Here is a 19,909-nt window from a genome sequence, read left to right on the forward strand (position 1 = left end):
GGCGTCGTCCTGGCCGATGATCCGCTTGTGGAGCTCGTCCTCCATGCGGAGCAGGCGCTGCGACTCCTCCTCGGTCAGCTTGAAGACCGGGATGCCGGTGGCGGTCGCCAGGACCTCGGCGATGAGCTCCTGAGTGACCTCGGCCACGACGTCCATGTCGCCGGCCTTCCACTCCTTCTCCCGCCGCTCGCGCTTGAGCTGGAGCTGCTTCTCCTGGTCGCGGAGGGCAGCCGCCTTCTCGAAGTCCTGCGCGTCGATCGCGGACTCCTTGTCGCGACGGACGTTGGCGATCTTCTCGTCGTACTCGCGCAGGTCCGGCGGAGCGGTCATCCTGCGGATGCGCATCCGGGAACCGGCCTCGTCGATGAGGTCGATGGCCTTGTCGGGCAGGTAGCGGTCGCTGATGTAGCGGTCGGCCAGCTGCGCGGCGGCCACCAGCGCGTCGTCGGTGATGGACACGCGGTGGTGCGCCTCGTAGCGGTCGCGCAGACCCTTGAGGATCTCGATCGTGTGGCTGAGCGAGGGCTCGGCCACCTGGATCGGCTGGAACCGGCGCTCCAGCGCGGCGTCCTTCTCGAGGTACTTGCGGTACTCGTCGAGCGTGGTCGCGCCGATCGTCTGCAGCTCGCCGCGCGCCAGCATGGGCTTGAGGATGCTGGCCGCGTCGATCGCGCCCTCCGCGGCACCCGCGCCGACGAGCGTGTGCAGCTCGTCGATGAACAGGATGATGTCGCCGCGCGTGCGGATCTCCTTGAGCACCTTCTTCAGGCGCTCCTCGAAGTCACCGCGGTAACGGGAGCCTGCGACCAGGGCGCCGAGGTCAAGCGTGTAGAGCTGCTTGTCCTTCAGCGTCTCGGGCACCTCGCCCCTGACGATCTTCTGCGACAGGCCCTCGACGACGGCGGTCTTGCCGACGCCGGGCTCGCCGATGAGAACCGGGTTGTTCTTGGTCCTCCGGGAGAGGACCTGCATGACCCGCTCGATCTCCTTCTCGCGGCCGATGACCGGATCCAGCTTGCCCTCGCGGGCCGCCTGGGTCAGGTTGCGGCCGAACTGGTCGAGCACCAGGGAGGTCGACGGGGCCGACTCCTGCGGGCCGCCTGCCGCGGCCGGCTCCTTGCCCTGGTAACCGTGGAGCAACTGGATGACCTGCTGCCGGACACGGTTGAGATCAGCTCCAAGCTTGACCAGCACCTGGGCGGCCACACCCTCACCCTCGCGGATGAGCCCGAGCAGGATGTGCTCGGTGCCGATGTAGTTGTGGCCCAGCTGCAAAGCCTCACGGAGCGACAGCTCGAGGACCTTCTTGGCCCGCGGGGTGAACGGAATGTGCCCCGACGGAGCCGACTGGCCCTGGCCGATGATCTCCTCGACCTGCTGGCGCACACCCTCAAGGCTGATCCCGAGGCTCTCCAGAGCCTTGGCGGCCACGCCCTCACCTTCGTGGATCAAACCAAGAAGTATGTGCTCAGTGCCGATGTAGTTGTGGTTGAGCATCCTGGCCTCTTCTTGGGCCAAGACGACAACACGCCTCGCTCGGTCGGTGAACCTCTCGAACATCTCGTCGCTCCTCACAGAGCGGTCAGTCAGGTCCGGTAAATCCGGGCCCGTCATCCCGCATGCTAGCCCTGGCTCGGCGAACCGTGCCCTCTGCCACTGACACGCTCTATAGCAGAGACGTTCCCCGAGAGCAGGGCGTTCACCCTCATCCAACTACTGTTCGGGGGTGACGTGTTCCCGATACGCCGCAAGCGAACGATGTTTAGGACGCTTCGCGGAAGCGTCAAAAATTACCCCCTGCGGCGCACGCGGTACACACGGATCGGCCATCGGACGCGCCGGGGCGGAGCCAGCGTTGGGGCGCCACTTCGCCCGCACATCTCAGATGCCGCGTCCGTATCGTTACGTAATCATCCTACGTAGCGGAGGGCCGCCGTCCAAACGGCCGCTCTACGCCCTGAGCACAACGCGGCACCGGCGGCACAGCAAGGGAATCTTGCATCCGGTCAGCCCGGTTACCAACTTCATCTCGCATGATGAGACCACGCCTCGCTCGGCGCGCGGGATTCGCGGCACTTCTGCGCAGTTGGGAAGGCACGGCATTGTGCGTAGATGCCGGGGAACGGGGATTCTCCGAGCCGTGCTCGGGTTCGCGGGTTTTGCCCGCCGGCGGGGGATCCCGGCGCCCGCGGTATTGCCCGCCGCCGCACATCCCGTCCGTCACCGCTTTACCTTGGAGCCGGTCGCGGGTTTACGCTCAGTGAGATCACCCGTATACACCCGGCGGCGCCCGTAGATCACTTCCGGGCTATACGGCGCCGGATTTTCCGTCATGGCGCGTTCCATGAGCGCGTGGGGCCACTCGTGACGTACGGACGCGAGCGTACGTTGAATGAGGTATGGCCGCCCCACGCGGCTTTCGGCGCGCGACTGCGGCACCGCCACATATGTGGACGACCGCCGGTGAAACAGCGCCGCGGACGAAGCTCAACCCGCAGCCAAAACGCCCGCATATGTGCACATGGAAGATCACAGTCCGGGCGTCCGGCTTTCGAGTTCCGGCCCGGATAACGATCATGCGCTTATGGCGGCCGCCGGGGTCCTAGGCGAACGGCATAAGCGCATGGTCGATCGTCGGCTTGATCAGTGGGCCGCTTCGTACTTCTCGACGACCGTGGAGGCGATCCGCCCGCGCTCGCTGACCGGGAGGCCGTGAGCCTTGGCCCACTGCCGGATCTCCGAGCTCTTCTCGCGGGTCATCGCCCTGCTGCCGCCGCGACCGCGGCGACGTGTGGTGACGGCGCCTGCCCTGCGCGCATGCTGCACGAAAGGCGTGAGTGCGTCCCTCAGCTTCTTCGCGTTAAGGTCGCTGAGGTCAATCTCATAGGACGAGCCGTCAATAGCGAAGCTGACCGTCTCATTGGCCTCGCCCCCATCGAGGTCATCGATGAGAATCTCCTGGATCTGCTTGGCCATCTACGCAATCCTTTCGCGGAGCATTGTTTCATTCGCCTGCCCAAACATATACCCGGAAAGGCGCGGAGACAATTCAGCGCAGCGGGGATTCGGCTGACTGGCCGATCAGTTCTGCCCCTCGGGCCGATCCTCGCGGTTTCGGCGGCCTCCCAGGGCCTCGGATCGGACCAACTTCACTACGCCAAAGATGAAGGCACCCCCGACCACCGCCGGTGGGATGAGCGCTGACAATACGTCTGTTAGGGCTTCCATTCGTCCTCGCCTCCACGGCTTGCGGGGTTTCCGGGGCGCATTATGCGGATGGGAGCGCGCCCAGGAGGGGCGTTGCGGCCCTCACGACGCGCTAGGTGACTACCGTTCGCACCCGACCATAGCGGCGCACAGATGCCGTGCGCCTCGCAGGGCACCAACATCCGGCAACCCGGATGCCCCATAGCCTAATGCCAGTCTCTCCAGGCTCCTTACCGGATCAAGAGAAAATTTTTGGAATTGGCGTCCTGCCAGGCACGGGATGGATCAGCGAAGATCTTTTACCACGCGCGTTCCGGCCAGCCTGTCGTGCGGCCCGCGTTCCAGGGGCTTGTCGATCAGGATGAGCAGCCCCACGCAGAACAGGAGCATTCCCGCGACCAGATTGGCCACTGGAATGCCCATCAGCATGACGGGGCCCGGATAGACCAGGGACCGTTTGAGCAGCGCCCTGGAGGCGACGTGGGGCGGCGCCAGGCGAATCCCCATGATCGCCTTGCCGAACGTCCTGCCGCGCCGGTAATGGGCCCACCAGTCGTAGCCCGTATAAGCCAGCCCCGCCGCCAGCCACGCGAACGCACCGGGCAGCCGGCCGTCGAACGCCTCCAGCATCCCGACAGTTCGGAAGATGCCCCACAGGGCGATGAACAGAATGTAATAGAGCACCCCGAAGACGAACGCCTCAATCGCCCGGGCGGCGAGCCGTTCCCACCATTCCGCGGGCGGCGCGTCCGCCTGAGGCGGCGACCCGGCCATAACCCCACCTCGCGTCATCAGCGGCTCAGGTTCCCCATTTTGGTACGGCCTGTGCACACAAAACAGGGGCCGACGCGAAGCCGGCCCCTGCTTTTACCTGACGCTTGGACTACTTGATCTTCACCACTACGGTGTTCGAGAACTTGTCCGCGAACGTCTGCTGCAGCGGCTTGTCCCACAGCTGCGAGGCACCGTTGACGCCCACGGCCGCGTAGGCGAGCAGCGTGCTGATGAAGCCCAGCGGGATGGCGCCGAGCACATAACCGCCCCAGGTCAGGCCGGCACGCTTGAGCGCCACGTCGGTCGGCAGACCGCCCGGCGGCAGGCCCTGGCCCACGGGGACGACCTTGATGCCCATGACCATCTTGCCGACGGTCTGGCCCTTCGCCTTCAGCAGGAAGAAGTCGTAGCCGACCCATATTGCGGTCACGATGATCGTCGCCAGGATGCCCACGATCACGCTCGAGAAGACACCGCTGCTGGCGCCGCTGCTCGAGACGTAGCTGGCCACGAAGATCGCCGTCATGATGGCGGTGATGACCAGGTTCACGATGAAGAGGATGACGCCGTCGATGAGCCTGGCCACCAGACGCTGCCACCACTCCGCCAGGGGGGCCGGAGCGCCGGGCGGCTGCACGCCCACGGGCCCGGGCTGGCCGTAGGCCTGACCGTAGCCGGGCTGGCCGTACTGCTGCGCCTGCCCGTAACCCTGCTGGCCGTACTGCTGCTGCCCGTACTGCTGGTCGCCGTAGCCCTGCTGGGCGTATCCGGGCTGGGACTGCTGCCCGTAGCCCTGCTGGCCGTAGTCGGGCTGCGACTGCTGCTGCTGCCCGTAGCCCTGCTGGCCGTAGTCCGGCTGGGACTGCGGCTGCTGGCCGTACTGCTGCTGGCCGTAGTCCGGCTGGGACTGCGGCTGCTGGCCGTACTGCTGCTGGCCGTAGTCCGGCTGGGACTGCGGCTGCTGCCCGTACTGCTGGCCGTAGCCCTGCTGTCCCGACTGCGGCTGCTGGCCGTAGCCCGGCTGGGACTGGGCCTGCTGGCCGTAACCGGGCTGGGACTGCTGCTGGCCGTACTGCTGCCCGTAGTCGGGCTGGGACTGGGCCTGCTGGCCGTAGCCCTGCTGTCCCGACTGGGGCTGCTGCCCGTAGCCCTGCTGCTGCCCGTACTGCTGACCGTAGTCAGGCTGGGACTGCTGCTGCTGGCCGTATTGGGGTTGCTGGCCGTAGCCCTGCTGGGCCTGCTGGCCGTAGCCGGGCTGGGACTGCTGCTGCTGCCCGTACTGGGGTTGCTGACCGTACTGCTGCTGCCCGTACTGGGGTTGCTGACCGTATTGCTGCTGCTGACCGTACTGGGGCTGCTGGCCGTAGCCCTGCTGCCCGTAGGCGTCGTCCGCCCGGTAGCCGATCACAGTCGCGTCCGGGTCGGGCTCGCCGGGGTGGCGGCCCTGGTTCTGCTGCCCGTAATAGGGAGGCGCAGAGTTGTCGCCGGATTCGTCCTGTGGATACGGCGGCTGTCCGGTGCTCACCGTGTCACCTCGCTTCGAGTGCGCATGTGGCACGTGTCAGGACACATGCCTGTGCTGCCCAACGTATCGACATAGGTATCAACAATCACCTTTCCATCTGGTCAAGGTCCACGTCACCCGATGTCAGGTGGAGCAGCATGCGGGTGTTTCCCAGCGTGTTCGGCTTGACGTGTTCAAGATCCAAAAACTCCGCCACACCCTCGTCGTACGAGGCCAGCAGTTCGGCGTAGACCTCGGGTGAGACCGGCGTGCCCTGAATCGGGCGGAACCCGAGCCGCGCGAAGAAGTCGACCTCAAAAGTAAGACAGAATACACGTCGCAGACCCAAATCCTTGGCCTGCTGGATGAGCGCGGAGACGATCCGGTGGCCGACGCCCATCCCCCGGCACTCGGGATCCACCGCCACCGTGCGGACCTCCGCGAGGTCCTCCCAGAGCACGTGAAGCGCGCCGCAGCCGACGACCTGCCCGCCTCGCTCGGCCACCCAGAACTCCTGTACGTCCTCGTACAGCGTCACCGTGGCCTTCTCCAGGAGTCGAGGCCCCGCCCCCGCGTAGGTGTCGACCAGGCGCCTGACCGTGCGTACGTCGGGCGTGCGGGCACGCCGGACCACCACCGCGGTCTCGGGCACTGTCAGCTCGGCCACCTGCTCCATGGTTCTCCAGGGTACAGATCTCATTACGGCTCAGCCCTAACTCCCATGTCTCGGCCCATCTTGTTACATCTCGTGGTCAGCTCGGCACGGGACGGGCGCGGCCAGCTCGCGCCCGCCGAAAGCGCGGACGAATGGGGCATAGGGCCTCTTCTGCACGGGTGCCCACGAGATCACCTTGTGACCCTTCGGTTGTGAAACCTCTACAGACTTGGCAGTTCTGGTTGAGCACGAACCCGGAGTGCATTAGTGTCCAGCGACAATGTTCCCCGCGTGTCGCGCGGGAGACACGCCCAATTCTCGCAAGGGAAGCCGGGGAACCGCCGGTGGCGACTGCGACGCCACCACCGGGGTGAATCCGAGTCTCTCGGTAGGGCTGCTCCGGCCCGAACCCGTCAGCTAACCCGGTAGGCGTCGACGAGAGGAGCTGGTTGGTGAAGCCCACGCTCAGCGGTGGGGGGAAGTCGGCGGGCAAGCACGCCCGCCCTCCGGAACGGGCTCGGCGACCGCGCCGCATCGGTGTGGTGAGTCTCACAGTCGCCGCGCTGCTGTTCGCCATCCCCGTCGGTCCGGCGTCCGCGGATCCCGAGCCCTCGCTGAAAGAGCTCGCCAACCAGGCCACGAAGCTGCACACCGACATCGAGACGCTGACCGAGCAGTACAACGGCCAGCGGGAGAAGCTCAAGACCGCCAAGAAGGCCGCTGAGGCGGCGCAGAAGACATTGACGAGCAGCGAGTCGGATCTGGCCACCAAGCGCGCGAGGGCCGTCGCGCTGGCCCAGAACGCCTACATCACCGGTGGCCTGAAGACCCTCGCCTTCGCCACCTCGGACGACCCCGAGGGCTTCCTCAACCGCGCCGCGACCTCGTACGCGCTGCAGACCGAGCAGGGCGAGGAGATCAACCAGCTCACCAAGGCGATGGACACGGCCACCCGCGCCAAGGAGAGCGCCACGGCCCGCATCGACGAGGTCCAGAAGCTCGTCACCGAGCTCGACGGCAAGCGCGACAGGATCACGAAGCTGGTCGCGAAGGTCGAGAGCAGCCTGTTCAGGCGGGCCCTGGGCGAGGCCGGGCGCCCCGGCACGCGGGCCGTGCGGGTCAACCTGCCGATCCCGGGCTCGGGGAAGGCCGCGGAGGCCGCGCGGTGGGCGCTCACGCAGCAGCTCAAGCCGTACGTCTGGGGCGCCGAGGGTCCCAGCTCCTACGACTGCTCCGGGCTCGTCATGGCGGCGTTCCAGCGGGTGGGCATCTCGCTGCCGCACTACACCGGCGACCAGTGGACGGCCGGCCGGCACATCTCGCGCGAGGAACTCCGGCCGGGCGACCTGGTGTTCTTCTACAGCGACCTGCACCACGTGGGCATCTACATCGGCGGGGGCATGATGGTGCACGCCCCGCAGACGGGTGACGTCGTACGGATCGCGTCGATCGCGAGGCGGCCGTTCGCCGGCGCGGTGCGCATCGCCGACTGAGCGCGGCACCCCGGCGGTCCGCCGCGGCTAGATCAGCTGGCGGCGGGCTGCCCAGGCCACGGCCTCGATCGCTGTGGCCACGCCTATGCGATCGCAGATGCCCCGCAATCTTCGGCGAACCGTGCGCCCGCTGATATCCAGCCGCCGCCCTACCCGATCGACCGTGACTCCCTTGGCCAACTCCGCCAGCAACGCCAAATCAGCATGGCTGAGCTCAACGCCTTCAGTGAGCACATCCATCGGGAGCCCTCCCCCCAACAGCAGAACTTGGACCTCACAGACGGGCCAAAGCCGCTCCTCGCAGACGGTAAACGCATCCTGGAAAGGTCGTCAAGCATGACAATGGCCGCACTTGACGAGCGCTATTGACATGATCCGTTATATATGACGTACTCGCGATATGTCAGAACGTAGAGTGATCACATTGGGGCTTCCGGAATGACCCTGACCTGCGTTCCAGTTTTCGATCAGCGTGGTATGGATATTCCCCATGATCGATACATCTATGGCGTGATCTTTCCACCATGGGATCAGCCACCAATCGCTCGCTTTGTACGGCGTGACCATGCGATCCGACAACCCAGGTCAGATGGTTGATTAAGGCGACGTGATCAATCCACTGGGGGAATCTCCACCCTGGGATCCGACCGTGTGGAGGGCCCCGAGTGTGCCGGGCGACCTCGATTCCGGGTGCGCGTGAGCGGCGCGGGGCGCGGTGGTCACAGGGGTGGCCGGAGCACTGCGGGCAGGCGCTGACCCGGGCCCCGGCGACCTTGACGCGATGCTTACAAGCGGCTTCGGATCGAGAACCGGGCGGCCCGGAAGCCGGATTCGCGACGGCGATGATCGCTCAGGCGTTGGCGGCGTCGTAGCGGCCCCTGGCGGCCTCGACGTCCTCCATGTGGGTCTCGGCCCAGCTCTTGATCGCGGCCACCAACGGCATCAGGCTCTCGCCCAGCGGCGTGAGCGCGTAGTCCACGCGTACCGGCACCGAAGGGGTGAGCGTGCGCGAGACCAGGCCGTCGCGCTCAAGGCCCCGCAGGGTCTGCGTGAGCATCTTCTGGCTGACGCCCGCGAGGCGCCTGGACAGGTCGCTGTAGCGGCGCGGACCCTCCGAGAGCGCCGTGAGCAGGAGGGTGACCCATTTGTCGCTGAGGGTGTCGAGCAGCTTCCTGGAGGGGCACTCGGCGAAGTAGGCGTCGAAGACCTGCCGGGCCTCGTCGCGCTGCTCCGCCGCCGTCTTCGTGGCCACTCGCACACCCCTTCCCCGGCTCCCACTTACCAGGAGAGAGTAGAGCGCCCGGGGCGGGCGCTCCAAGACGCGGCTCAGTGGGTGGGCTTGACCAGCGGGAACAGGATGGTCTCGCGGATGTTCTTGCCGGTGAAGGCCATGATCATCCGGTCGATCCCCGCGCCCATGCCCCCCGTGGGCGGCATCGCGTACTCGAGGGCCTGCAGGAAGTCCTCGTCCAGCTGCATCGCCTCGAGGTCGCCCCCGGCGGCCAGCAGGGACTGCTCCACCAGGCGGCGGCGCTGCTCGATCGGGTCGATCAGCTCCGAGTAGGCGGTGCCCAGCTCCGTGCCGAAGCCGATCAGGTCCCACTTCTCGGTCAGCAGCGGGTTGTCCCGGTGCTGGCGGGTCAGCGGCGAGGTCTCCAGCGGGTAGTCCATGACGAACGTGGGCTGGACCAGCGTGTGCTCCACCAGGGCCTCGAAGAGCTCCTGCACGAGCTTGCCCTGACCCCACTTCGGGTCCCAGTGGATCTCGCGCCGGTCGGCGATCTTGCGCAGCTCCTCCAGGCCGGTCGAGGTGGTGATCTCCTCGCCCACGGCCTCCGACACCGCGCCGTACAGGGTGATGCGCGGCCACCGGGCGATCCCGAGGTCGACCTCCACCCCGTCGTGGACGACCACCGTGGTGTCCAGGGCGGCCACGACGGCCTTCTGGTACATCCGCTGGGTCAGGTCGGCCATGTCGTTGTAGTCGAGGTAGGTGCCGTACGCCTCGAGCATCGTGAACTCGGGGTTGTGCGTGGAGTCGGCGCCTTCGTTGCGGAAGTTCCGGTTGATCTCGAAGACCTTCTCGATGCCCCCGACCACGAGCCGCTTGAGGTAGAGCTCGATCGCGATGCGAAGGTAGAGCTCCATGTCGTAGGCGTTGATGTGGGTCTTGAAGGGCCGGGCCGCCGCGCCGCCGTGGATGGGCTGCAGCATGGGCGTCTCGACCTCGAGGTAGCCCTCCTCGTGCCAGAAGTCGCGCACCGCGCGAACCGTGGCGCTGCGCAGGCGGGCCATCTTCCGCGACTCGTCGTTGACGATGAGGTCGACGTAGCGCTGGCGGACGCGCGCCTCCGGGTCGGTGAGCCCGACGTGCTTCTCCGGCAGCGGGCGCAGGCACTTGGCGGTGATCTGCCAGCTGTCGGCGAGGATGGACAGCTCGCCGCGCCGCGAGGTGATGACCTCGCCGGTCACGCCCACGTGGTCGCCCAGGTCGACGTCGCGCTTCCACGCGGCCAGCGAGTCCTCGCCCACCTTGTCGAGCGAGATCATGACCTGCAGGTCGGCGCCGCCGTCGCGGAGCGTGGCGAAGCAGAGCTTGCCGCCCACGCGGTTGAGCATGACGCGCCCCGCGACCGCGACCGTGTCACCGGTGGCGGTGTCGGGCTCCAGGCCCTGGTATTTCTCCCGGACCTCGGCGTTGGTGGCCGTACGGGGGAAATTCACCGGGTAAGGGTCGACGCCCTCGCTGCGAAGGCGGTCGAGCTTCTCCCTCCGGATGCGCATCTGCTCGGGAAGTTCGTCGCTCACAACAACAAAGGGTAGGGGATATGGCGACCTGCAAGGGTTCGTCGGCACGCTGCAGGACCGCTGCAAGAGCCCTCTTCTATCAATGTCTCACGAGCTCAGGGGGGAACCGGCAGGGAGCCGGTCCAAGGGGAGCTCAAGGAGAGAAGATGTTGAAGAAGATCGCGACAGGCTTCCTCGCCGTCGCCGCCACCAGCGCCGTGGCCCTGTCGTTGCCTTCCGTCGCCAGCGCCAGCACGGTCGGCGCCGCCGGCTACGACAACGACTACTCCGACTACTGGAGCCCCGTCTACTCCAAGAACGGCCTGGCGAAGTCGCAGGGCTGGATCGGCGTCAGCTGGGACGAGGACGGCGAGTCGAACGAGGTCACCGTCAGAGGCCGGCTCTACGACCTGGACAACCGTGACGAGGACGAGGGCGGCAAGTGCGCATTCGTGAAGTTCGAGGCCAGCGACTTCGACCACGACTGGTCACCGGTCTACTCCAAGAAGTACTGCGGCTTCCCCGGCTACAAGAAGTTCAGCTTCTCGGAGAACGACGTCTTCAGCGTGCGGGTGAAGGTCTGCCAGATCGGCCAGCACAGCAACTACCCCACGAAGTGCGGCCGCTGGGAGTACCTCTACACCGCCGAGAGCGAGTGACGAGTCGTCCCCGGACGCGCGAGCGGCCTCCCACCCCGGCGGGAGGCCGCTTTTCCGTGTCGGGGATCAGGTGGTGTTCCTGTTGTAGATCAGGCGCAGGCCCATGAGCGTCAGCCACGGCTCGTGCACGTCGATGGAGCGCGACTCGCCCACCACCAGCGCGGCGTGCCCGCCCGTGGCCACCACCGTCACCTCGTCGGGGTCGTCGGCCAGCTCGGCCGCCATCCGCTCCACGATCCCGTCCACCTGGCCCGCGAAGCCGTAGATGATGCCGGCCTGCAGGGCCTCCACCGTGTTCTTGGCGATCACCGAGCGCGGCCTGACCAGCTCCACCTTGTGCAGCTGCGCCCCGGCGGCGGCCAGCGCGTCGACCGAGATCTCGATGCCGGGAGCGGTCACCGCGCCGACGTACTCGCCCTTGGCCGACACCGCGTCGAACGACGTCGCGGTGCCGAAGTCGACGATGACGCAGGGGCCGCCGTACTGGTCGATGGCCGCCAGCGCGTTCACGATGCGGTCGCTGCCGACCTCCTTGGGGTTGTCCATGCGTACGGGCACCCCGGTGCGGATGCCCGGCTCCACGATCACCGCAGTCACGTCGCCGTAGTAGCGGCGGCACATCTCACGCATCTCGTTGAGCACGCTCGGAACGGTCGAACAGATGGCGATGCCGTCGATGTCGGCTCCCTTGAGCAGCGGCGACTGTGCCAGCAACCCTTGGAGGACAACCGCGATCTCGTCGGCGGTGCGGCGGGCGTCGGTGGCCAGCCGCCAATGCTCGATGACGTCCTCACCCTCGAACAGCCCGAGCATCGTGTGCGTGTTGCCGACGTCGATCGTGAGCAGCATCAATTACCCCCGCAGATCCAATGCGATGTCCAGAGCCGGCGCAGAGTGCGTCAGCGCTCCCACCGCCAGATAGTCAACGCCAGTTTCGGCCACACGACGAGCCGATTCCAAGGTCAATCCCCCGCTGGCTTCGAGCGCAACCCTCTTCTCTGCCCGATTTTTCACGACATGTACGGCGCGGGCCGTGTCCTCGATCGTGAAGTTGTCCAACAGGATCTCCTCGGCCCCTTCGTCGAGCACGGCCTCCAGTTGGTCGAGCCGGTCGATCTCCACCTCGATCGGCAGATCGGGGTAGCGCTCCCTGACCGCCCTGAACGCCTCGGCCACCCCGCCGGCCGCCACGACGTGGTTGTCCTTGATCAACGCGGCGTCCGACAGCGACATCCGGTGGTTCACGCCGCCGCCGCAGCGCACCGCGTACTTCTCCAGCGCCCGCAGCCCCGGCAGCGTCTTGCGGCTGTCCCGCACGCGCGCCGCCGTGCCGCTGATCGCCTCCACCCACCTGCCGGTCAGCGTGGCCACCCCGGACAGGTGCGTGAGCAGGTTGAGCGCGGTGCGCTCGGCGGTCAGCAGGGCCCGTACCGGTCCCTCGACCGTCATCAGCACGTCGCCGGCCCGCACGCGCTCGCCGTCCTTGGCCCTCCTCTCGGTACGGGCGGCGCCCAGCCGGACGAACACCGCCTCCGCGACCGCCAGCCCCGCCACGACGCCGTCCTTGCGGGCCACCACGTCGGCCGCCGAACGCTGCTCCGCCGGGATCGTGGCCAGGCTCGTCACGTCGCCGGCCTCCTGCAGGTCCTCGGCCAGCGCCCGGTCGATCAGCGCGTCCACCTCGGCCGGGTCCAGCCCGGCGGCGGTGAGCTCCTGCGCCAGGCGCGGCGGCATCACGTCGCCGTGAGGTGTGTACGTCATGCGGGGGCCCTCCTCGGTCAGGGTCACGTCCAGGTGGCCCAGCCATTCGTTGTCGTCACGGGTGTCGTAGTCCTCGCGCCAGTGCGAGCCGCGGGTCTCGAGCCTGGCCGCCGCCGCCCGGGTGAGCACGGTGGCGACGGTGAGCAGGTTCGTGGCCTCCCAGGACTCGGTGCAGGCAGGCACCTCGACCGGCGTCCAGCGGGCGTCGCGCAGCGCCCTGGCCGTGGCCAGCAGCGACTCGCGGCTGCGCAGCACGCTCGCCCCGGTGCTCATGTGCGCCTGGATCCTGGGCCTGACCCTCGGGTCCACCAGCCCGGAGGCGGCGCCCCCCTCGACCGGCTCGCCCGGCGCGGGGCGTACCGCCTGGATGTCCTCGGCGATGCGCTCGGCGAAGACGAGCCCTTCCAGCAGGGAGTTGGAGGCCAGCCGGTTGGCGCCGTGCACGCCGGTGCAGGCCACCTCGCCGCACGCGTACAGGCCCTCGATCGAGGTACGGCCGCGCAGGTCCGCCATGACGCCGCCGCTGGCGTAATGGGCGGCCGGGGCCACGGGGATCGGCTCGGTGGCCGGGTCGATGCCGTGCTCGCGGCAGACGGCGTAGATCGTGGGGAAGCGGGTCTCCCACTTCTCGCGGCCGAAGTGGCGCCCGTCGAGGAACATGTGGTCGCGGCCCGTCTCGCGTATCCTGCGCATGATCGCCTTGGCCACGACGTCGCGCGGCGCCAGATCGGCCAGCTCGTGCGCGCCCTGCATGAACCTGACGCCCTCGTGGTCGACCAGGTACGCGCCCTCGCCCCTGACCGCCTCCGAGATCAGCGGCTGCTGGCCCGTCGAGCCCTCGCCGAGCCACAGCACGGTCGGATGGAACTGCACGAATTCGATGTCGCGCACCACGGCCCCCGCCCGCAGCGCGAGCGCGACCCCGTCCCCGGTGGAGACGGCGGGGTTGGTGGTGGCCGAGTAGACCTGGCCCATGCCGCCGGTGGCCAGCACCACCGCCCTGGCGCGCACCGCGCCCACCCCGTCGCGGGCGCCCTCGCCCATGACGTGCAGCGTCACTCCCCTGGCCCGGCCCTTGGCGTCCTTGAGCAGGTCGAGCACCAGCGCGTGCTCGATCACCTCGATCTTCGAGGCGCGCACCGCCTCGGCGAGCGCCCGCTGCACCTCGGCGCCCGTGGCGTCGCCGCCCGCGTGCACGATCCGGTGCCGCCGGTGCCCGCCTTCCCTGGTGAGCTGGAGCTCGCCATCGGGGGTGCGGTCGAAACGGGCACCGCGGGCGATGAGCCGCCGCAGCGCGCCGGGCCCCTCCGTGACGAGCGTGCGCACCGCCCGCACGTCGCACAGCCCGACCCCGGCGATCAACGTGTCGTTCAGATGCTCATCGGGGGTGTCGCGGGGATCCAGCACGGCCGCGATGCCGCCCTGGGCCCACCGGGTGGAACCCGCCGACAGCACGTCCTTGGTGACGACCAGCACCTTGGCGGACGGCTCGAGCTCCGCGTGGCGCAGCGCCACGGTCAGGCCCGCGATACCGGAGCCGACGACGACCACGTCCGCCTCGACGGTCCAACCGGGCGCGGGCGCGGTCAACCGCAGGGGAATCGCCGGTGCACTCATCAGGGGTCTCCTCACTGAGGGATTTCGTCAATATGACGATAACGCCTCGTGCGGAGTGAGGAGTCAGCGGCCCTCTGTTTTCCTGATGAACGCCTCGTACTCGGCGAACGGCTCCAGCCCCACGGCCGCGCGGCGCTCGTCGAGCAGGCCGGGGTCCTCGATCGGCATGGGCTCCAGGCCGCCGGCGCCGTCGTGGAACTGGGTCCCGTAGAGCTGGGGACGGCCCGAGCGCACGCGTACCCGGTCCTCCAGGTACGCGAAGTCGCGCGGCGAGGCCTCCTCACGCTCGACCGCGTCGGCCATCGCCTCGTGGAAGACCCGCTGCGCCCGGCTGGAGGTGGCGTGCTGGGCGAGCAGCCAGGCCGCCCGCGCGGCCCGCTGCCCGACCTGCGAGCCCAGCGGCCAGCCGCGGGTGGAGACCACGGAGTAGAGCCAGGCGGTGTTGCCCTCGTCGAGCCTCTGCAGCCGCGCCAGCTGCCTCTCATCGGGAAAGCCCCTGGCCGGGTCGCGCATCGCCTGGTCCATCTGCATGCGCCGGAGCAACTCGTCCCGCAGCTCCTCGTCGGTCATGAACCGACGGTAATCCGCCTCAGGCGGGATTCAAGGTGAGGGTGACGTTGTCGATCAACCGGGTGGTGCCCACCGTGGCGGCGACCGCGAGCACGGCCATCCCCGCGTACGACTCGTCCACTTCGGCGAACGTCGCCGGATCGACCAGCGCCAGATAGTCGGTCGCGAGCCGGGGCCCGGCCGCGTCGAGCACCTCCTGGGCCACCGTACGGACCCTGGCCGGGGTGAGCTCGGCCGCGCCCGCCCGCAGGGCGCGGGAGAGCGCCAGCGCCACCTGGCGGTCGTCGTCGGACAGGTAGCGGTTGCGGCTCGACAGGGCCAGGCCGTCGGGCTCGCGTACGGTCGGCGCCCCCAGGATCTCGATGGGCAGGTCGAGGTCGGCGACCATGCGGCGGATGAGGGCGAGCTGCTGGGCGTCCTTCTGGCCGAAGACCGCGAGGTCGGGCTGGACCAGGTTGAACAGCTTGAGCACGACCGTCAGCACGCCGTCGAAGTGGCCGGGCCGGAAGGCGCCCTCGACGATCGAGCCCATGTGGCCCGCGGAGACGCTCACCTGGCGGTCTGGCGCGTACATCTGCGCGGCGTCCGGGTGGAAGACGACGTCCACGCCCTCGGCCCGGCACACGTCCAGGTCGGCGTCGAATGTACGGGGATAGCGTGAAAAATCCTCGCTTGGGCCGAATTGCAGGGGATTGACGAAGATGCTGACCACGACCTGATCGGCGCGGACGCGGGCCTGCCTGATCAGCGACCTGTGCCCCTCGTGCAGCGCGCCCATGGTGGGGACGAGAGCCACCTCATCACCACGACGCGCCTTGACCAGGTCTTCCCGGCCCCTGGCAACGATCAGCTCCATGAAAACGCCCTCCGCTTATGGCCTCCGCTCCACGGAGGCGGCTCGGTCGCTGGGGAGCCGTCGCCTTCCCTCGTCGCTCTGGTCGCTGCGCTCCCGACGCTCCTCAGTCCAGGCAACGGCGCTCCCTCGCGTCAGGTCCATATATTGCCCCCCAGCGCGTCGAGGAGCCGCTCCGCCTCCTCCGGTTTGAGCAGCCCCGCGGCCAGCGCGCGGTCGGCCGTGAGGCGGGCCAGCGCGATGTAGGCGTCGGCCGCCTCGGGCGCCGCCAGGATCAGCGCGTCCACGTGCTTGCGCACCGTGCCGGCGTCGCCGCGGACGACCGGGCCGGTCAGCCCCGTGATGCCCAGCCGCAGCACGTTGTCGAGCGCGGCGCCGAGCAGCGGGCCCAGCATCCGCCCCGGGTGCTCGACGCCGATGCGCCCCAGCAGCTCCTGCGACTCGGCGATGAGGGTGACCATGTGGTTGGCGGCCCCGGCCAGCGCCGCGTGGTAGAGCGCGCGGTCGGCGTCGGCGATCCAGACCGGCTCGCCGCCCATCTCGATCACCAGGGCCTCGGCGATCGGCCGCAGCACGTCGGGGGCGGTCACACCGTACGAGATGCCGGTGAGCTTGTTGAGGTCGTCGTCCCTGCCCGTGAAGGTCATCACCGGGTGCAGCGCGAGCGGCAGCGCGCCGGCCTTGGCCGCCGGTTCGAGCACGGACAGCCCGTACGCCCCGCTGGTGTGCACCAGCAGCTTGCCCTGGAGGTCGGCCCCCGTGGTGGCCAGCCCGTTGACGAGGTCGGGCAGCGCGTCGTCGGGCACGGTGAGCAGGATGAGCTGGGCCGCCGCGACCACCTCGTCGGGCCTGGACGGCTTGACGCCGAGCCGGTCGGCCGCCCATCGCTGTGAATTGTCCGACACGCCGCTCGCGGCGGCGATCCGGTGCCCCGCCTGAGCCAGTGCGGCACCGAGAGCCGAGCCGACCTTGCCCGCCCCGAGTACGCCGACAGTCAGCCGTGCCGGGCGATCCCCTGCGTCCATGACGTCACACCCCTGTCGACCTGCTGATGCGAAGCCTGCCGGGCGGACTGCCGCCCTGGCCTCAACCAGGCACGACGAGCAGGGCTCCGGTCCGACGAGCAGGCTTCTGTTGTGGCACTGCCGACCAGCGTAACGGCCTCTCAGGGCTGCGGACTGTAGGGCAGGTCCCGCGACTCGCCCGGGGGCTCCTCCGTGACCGCGGTTTTGCCGCCCGTTGAGTTAACGACAAATGCGACAAGGGCATACAAAACGTGCACCCCCTGTCGGAAGAGATGAGGAGAGGGGTTTCATCGCATGGCAGCGGGCGCCGAGTCCATTCATCCAGGACCCGACGCCCGCAGGATGGGACCTCTTTGGAGGTGCGACCGACTGGCCGCTCGCCGACCGACCAGCCGGAGTTGGAGCCCGGGCCGGACGAATGCCGGCCCGGGCTCTTTCTTCTTTCAGTGGTGGCTCGGCACGTTGGCGTAGGCGCCACCCTTGCACCCGGCGAACGCGGCGCCGATGACGGCCACGGCGTTGCCACAGACGTTGATCGGGATCGCGATGGGAAGGTGCAGCTGGTTGCCGCCGAGCACGCTGCCGTTGCCGCTGGTCGTGTCGGCGTGCGCCGGGGCCGCGAGCGACAGCATGGCGACGGCTCCTGTGACGACCATGACCTTCTTCAGCACGAGGGCTCCTCTCAGTTGGGCGGCCCGGGGCCGCTGGTGCTTGCGCGGAAGCGGTCGCTCGCACCAACTGGGGGATGACGCAACGCGACCGCTCGATGACATTAGGTAAACGTACCGCAAGTCGGCGACAATGAGTAGCCAAATGATGACGATGCGTGTCACACGAAAGTCATGAGATAGTCCTGGACATGTGGCTCACCTGGCGCGCCGCAATGGAGCGTGCGCTGTACGGCGAGGAGGGCTTCTACCTTCGCGAACGCCCTTCAGGCCACTTCCGGACCTCGGTCAGCGCCTCCCCGGCGTTCGCCGACGCCGTGCTGGCGCTGCTGTCGGAGGTGGACGTCGAGCTCGGCGGTCCTGACGTGCTCGACCTGGTCGACATCGGCGCGGGCGAGGGCACGCTGGTCGCCCAGGTGCTGGAGGCCGCCGAGCCCGCGCTGCGAGACCGGCTCCGCGTCACCGCCGTCGACCTGTCCCCCAGGCCGGAGGGCCTGCCCGAGCGGATCGCCTGGCGGCGCAGCGTGCCCACCGGCATCACGGGCCTGGCGGTCGCCAACGAGTGGCTCGACAACGTGCCGCTCGACGTGGCGGAGCAGACCGCCGACGGGCCGCGACTCATCATGGTGAACGTCCGCACCGGCGAGGAGCGCCTCGGCGAGCCGCTGCCACCGGACGACCGCGCCTGGCTCGACCGATGGTGGCCGCTGACCCGGGTGGGCTCGCGCGCGGAGATCGGCCGCCCCCGCGACGAGGCGTGGGCCTCTGTTGTGGGACGCCTCACAAAGGGCCGAGCGATTGCCGTGGATTATGCACACCCTGTGGATAACCGGCCCCTCTGTGGCACGTTGACCGGTTACCGCGACGGCGCGGTCGTTGCCCCGATCCCCGATGGGACCTGCGATATCACGGCTCATGTCGCACTTGACGCGTGTGCCGAGGCCGGGCGCGAGGCCGGCGCGATATCCACAGCCTTGTCCACACAGCGCGACGCGCTGAGGGCTCTGGGGATCACCGGCACCCGGCCTCCGATCGACCTGGCCCGCACCGAGCCGCGCGCCTACATCCGGGCGCTGGCCAGGGCGTCGGAGGAGGGTGAGCTGATCGACCCGGCCGGGCTCGGCGGGTTCGGCTGGCTCAGCCAGCGGCGGTGACCTCCAGCGCCCGCAGCCCTCTGATGATGAAGCCGGGCTTCCAGCTCGGCTCCTCCCGCAGTTCGAGCTTGGCCGCCCGGTCCAGGAGCGCGCCGTACGACTCCATGAGCTCGATGCGGGCCAGCGGCGCGCCCAGGCAGAAGTGGATCCCGGCCCCGAACGAGATGTGCGGATTGTCGGCCCGCCCTACGTCGAGCCGGTCCGGGTCCTCGAACACCGCCGGGTCGCGGTTGGCCGAGCCGAACAGCAGCGCCACCTCCGACCCGCGCGGGATCTCCACGCCGTGCACCTCGATGTCCTCCAGCACCCAGCGTTCGAACATCTGCAGCGGCGTGTCCCAGCGCATCACCTCCTCGACGGCCGTGGGCAGCAGCGAGCGGTCCTCGCGCAGCCGCGCCAGCTCGGAGGGGTTGCGGAACAGGGCCCACCAGCCGTTGCCCGTCACGTTCACGGTGGCCTCGTGGCCGGCGTTGAGCAGCAGCACGCACGTGCCGACCAGCTCGTCCTCGGTCAGCTCGTCGATCTGTGCGAGCGCGCTGATCAGGTCGTCGCCGGGGGCCCGGCGGCGCTCCGCTGCCAGGGTCTTGAGGTAGTCGGCGAACTCCGACGCCGCCCGTACCGCTGTGTGCTGGTCCTCAAGGCTCGGGTTGAGCTCGTACATGCCGCAGATCTCCGCCGACCAGGGGCGCAGCAGGTGGCGGTCGGCGTGGGGGATGCCGAGCATCTCCGCGATCACCGTCACCGGGAGCGGCTCGGCGACCTCGGCGAGGAGGTCGCCGCCGCCCTTCTCCACGAACGTGTCCACCAGGCCCTCGGCGATGGCGCGCACCCGGGGACGCAGCGACTCGACCATGCGCGGCGTGAACGCCTTGGAGACCAGCCGGCGCAGCCTGGTGTGCACCGGCGGCTCCACGTCGAGCATGCCCGCCCTGATCACGCGCCAGAACGGTTCCTGGAACTCCGGCTCCGGCGGCCTGCCGAACTCCTCGTGGCCGGCCACATGGAGGTAGGACCGCCCCAGGCGGCGGTCCCTGAGCAGGGCGTTCACGTCGGCATGACGTGAGATCAGCCACTGGTTCGTCGGCTCGAAGTAGCTGACCGGCGCCTCGCGCCTCAGCTCGTCGTACACCCGGTACGGGTGAGCCACGAAATCCGGATCCCAAGGGTCAAATCGCACTATTT

At 68.7% G+C, this 19,909-nt stretch carries 18 protein-coding genes and 1 riboswitch; of the genes, 3 read left to right on the top strand and 15 right to left on the bottom strand.

Annotation, left to right across the window (positions count from 1 at the left end; all coding sequences use genetic code 11):
• From ACFKCF_RS13305 to ACFKCF_RS13325, 5 genes are all read right to left on the bottom strand, one after another.
• Window positions 1-1,560: Clp protease N-terminal domain-containing protein (locus ACFKCF_RS13305; RefSeq protein WP_394493404.1), on the bottom strand; the 1,560-nt coding region annotated here is incomplete at its 3' end.
• 1,083 nt (window positions 1,561-2,643) lie between these two features.
• A complete protein-coding gene (locus tag ACFKCF_RS13310) occupies window positions 2,644-2,976 on the bottom strand; it encodes an Lsr2 family protein (protein ID WP_394493405.1) in 333 nt (110 codons plus the stop codon).
• Between the two features lie 516 nt (window positions 2,977-3,492).
• The gene (locus ACFKCF_RS13315) at window positions 3,493-3,981 is read right to left on the bottom strand and encodes an RDD family protein (protein WP_394493406.1); all 489 of its coding nucleotides are present in this window, start codon (window positions 3,979-3,981) and stop codon (window positions 3,493-3,495) included.
• A 109-nt stretch (window positions 3,982-4,090) separates the two neighbouring features.
• A complete protein-coding gene (locus ACFKCF_RS13320) occupies window positions 4,091-5,506 on the bottom strand; it encodes an RDD family protein (protein ID WP_394493408.1) in 1,416 nt (471 codons plus the stop codon).
• 85 nt (window positions 5,507-5,591) lie between these two features.
• Window positions 5,592-6,161, bottom strand: coding sequence for an amino-acid N-acetyltransferase (locus ACFKCF_RS13325; protein ID WP_387573472.1), 570 nt, complete (start codon window positions 6,159-6,161; stop codon window positions 5,592-5,594).
• A 277-nt stretch (window positions 6,162-6,438) separates the two neighbouring features.
• Window positions 6,439-6,587, top strand: a riboswitch (cyclic di-AMP (ydaO/yuaA leader).
• Window positions 6,588-6,682: 95 nt separating this feature from the next.
• Here ACFKCF_RS13325 and ACFKCF_RS13330 point away from each other — a divergent pair.
• A complete protein-coding gene (locus tag ACFKCF_RS13330) occupies window positions 6,683-7,633 on the top strand; it encodes a C40 family peptidase (protein WP_394493410.1) in 951 nt (316 codons plus the stop codon).
• A gap of 27 nt (window positions 7,634-7,660) precedes the next feature.
• Here the strand turns inward: ACFKCF_RS13330 and ACFKCF_RS13335 are convergent, their stop codons facing one another.
• The 3 genes from ACFKCF_RS13335 to lysX all read right to left on the bottom strand — a co-directional run bounded on the left by ACFKCF_RS13335 (window position 7,661) and on the right by lysX (window position 10,441).
• A complete protein-coding gene (locus ACFKCF_RS13335) occupies window positions 7,661-7,873 on the bottom strand; it encodes a LuxR C-terminal-related transcriptional regulator (RefSeq protein ID WP_043615366.1) in 213 nt (70 codons plus the stop codon).
• Between the two features lie 610 nt (window positions 7,874-8,483).
• A complete protein-coding gene (locus ACFKCF_RS13340) occupies window positions 8,484-8,885 on the bottom strand; it encodes a winged helix-turn-helix transcriptional regulator (RefSeq protein WP_394493412.1) in 402 nt (133 codons plus the stop codon).
• A 74-nt stretch (window positions 8,886-8,959) separates the two neighbouring features.
• On the bottom strand, window positions 8,960-10,441 hold the full coding sequence (gene lysX / locus ACFKCF_RS13345; RefSeq protein ID WP_394493414.1) for a bifunctional lysylphosphatidylglycerol synthetase/lysine--tRNA ligase LysX: 1,482 nt from the start codon (window positions 10,439-10,441) through the stop codon (window positions 8,960-8,962).
• 146 nt (window positions 10,442-10,587) lie between these two features.
• On the opposite strand from lysX, the gene ACFKCF_RS13350 reads away from it, so the two are divergent.
• Window positions 10,588-11,079 carry a hypothetical protein gene (locus ACFKCF_RS13350; RefSeq protein WP_394493415.1) on the top strand — a complete coding sequence of 164 codons (492 nt, stop codon included), beginning with the start codon at window positions 10,588-10,590 and terminating at the stop codon, window positions 11,077-11,079.
• A 66-nt stretch (window positions 11,080-11,145) separates the two neighbouring features.
• Here ACFKCF_RS13350 and ACFKCF_RS13355 read toward each other — a convergent pair whose 3' ends face one another.
• The 6 genes from ACFKCF_RS13355 to ACFKCF_RS13380 form a co-directional block, all read right to left on the bottom strand.
• Window positions 11,146-11,928 carry a type III pantothenate kinase gene (locus ACFKCF_RS13355; RefSeq protein WP_394493417.1) on the bottom strand — a complete coding sequence of 261 codons (783 nt, stop codon included), beginning with the start codon at window positions 11,926-11,928 and terminating at the stop codon, window positions 11,146-11,148.
• A 3-nt stretch (window positions 11,929-11,931) separates the two neighbouring features.
• The gene (locus ACFKCF_RS13360) at window positions 11,932-14,457 is read right to left on the bottom strand and encodes an L-aspartate oxidase (protein WP_394493419.1); all 2,526 of its coding nucleotides are present in this window, start codon (window positions 14,455-14,457) and stop codon (window positions 11,932-11,934) included.
• A 63-nt stretch (window positions 14,458-14,520) separates the two neighbouring features.
• Window positions 14,521-15,027 carry a DUF6624 domain-containing protein gene (locus ACFKCF_RS13365; protein WP_394493420.1) on the bottom strand — a complete coding sequence of 169 codons (507 nt, stop codon included), beginning with the start codon at window positions 15,025-15,027 and terminating at the stop codon, window positions 14,521-14,523.
• 19 nt (window positions 15,028-15,046) lie between these two features.
• Window positions 15,047-15,883: a pantoate--beta-alanine ligase gene (panC, locus tag ACFKCF_RS13370; protein ID WP_394493422.1), complete on the bottom strand. Its 837-nt coding sequence runs from the start codon at window positions 15,881-15,883 to the stop codon at window positions 15,047-15,049.
• A gap of 131 nt (window positions 15,884-16,014) precedes the next feature.
• Entirely contained in the window at window positions 16,015-16,905 is an 891-nt protein-coding gene (locus ACFKCF_RS13375) for a Rossmann-like and DUF2520 domain-containing protein (protein ID WP_394493424.1), read from the bottom strand.
• A gap of 443 nt (window positions 16,906-17,348) precedes the next feature.
• The gene (locus ACFKCF_RS13380; RefSeq protein ID WP_394493426.1) at window positions 17,349-17,576 is read right to left on the bottom strand and encodes a chaplin family protein; all 228 of its coding nucleotides are present in this window, start codon (window positions 17,574-17,576) and stop codon (window positions 17,349-17,351) included.
• A gap of 188 nt (window positions 17,577-17,764) precedes the next feature.
• Between ACFKCF_RS13380 and ACFKCF_RS13385 the strand changes: the two genes are divergently transcribed.
• Window positions 17,765-18,727, top strand: a complete 963-nt coding sequence (locus tag ACFKCF_RS13385) for an SAM-dependent methyltransferase (RefSeq protein ID WP_394493427.1) — start codon at window positions 17,765-17,767, stop codon at window positions 18,725-18,727.
• Here the strand turns inward: ACFKCF_RS13385 and ACFKCF_RS13390 are convergent.
• Window positions 18,711-19,904: a cytochrome P450 gene (locus tag ACFKCF_RS13390; protein ID WP_394493428.1), complete on the bottom strand. Its 1,194-nt coding sequence runs from the start codon at window positions 19,902-19,904 to the stop codon at window positions 18,711-18,713. The two genes, ACFKCF_RS13385 and ACFKCF_RS13390, sit on opposite strands and share 17 nt — an antisense overlap.
• Window positions 19,905-19,909: the final 5 nt, after the last annotated feature.

Source organism: Nonomuraea sp. JJY05 (genome assembly GCF_043496855.1).
In the GTDB taxonomy this organism is placed as follows: domain Bacteria; phylum Actinomycetota; class Actinomycetes; order Streptosporangiales; family Streptosporangiaceae; genus Nonomuraea.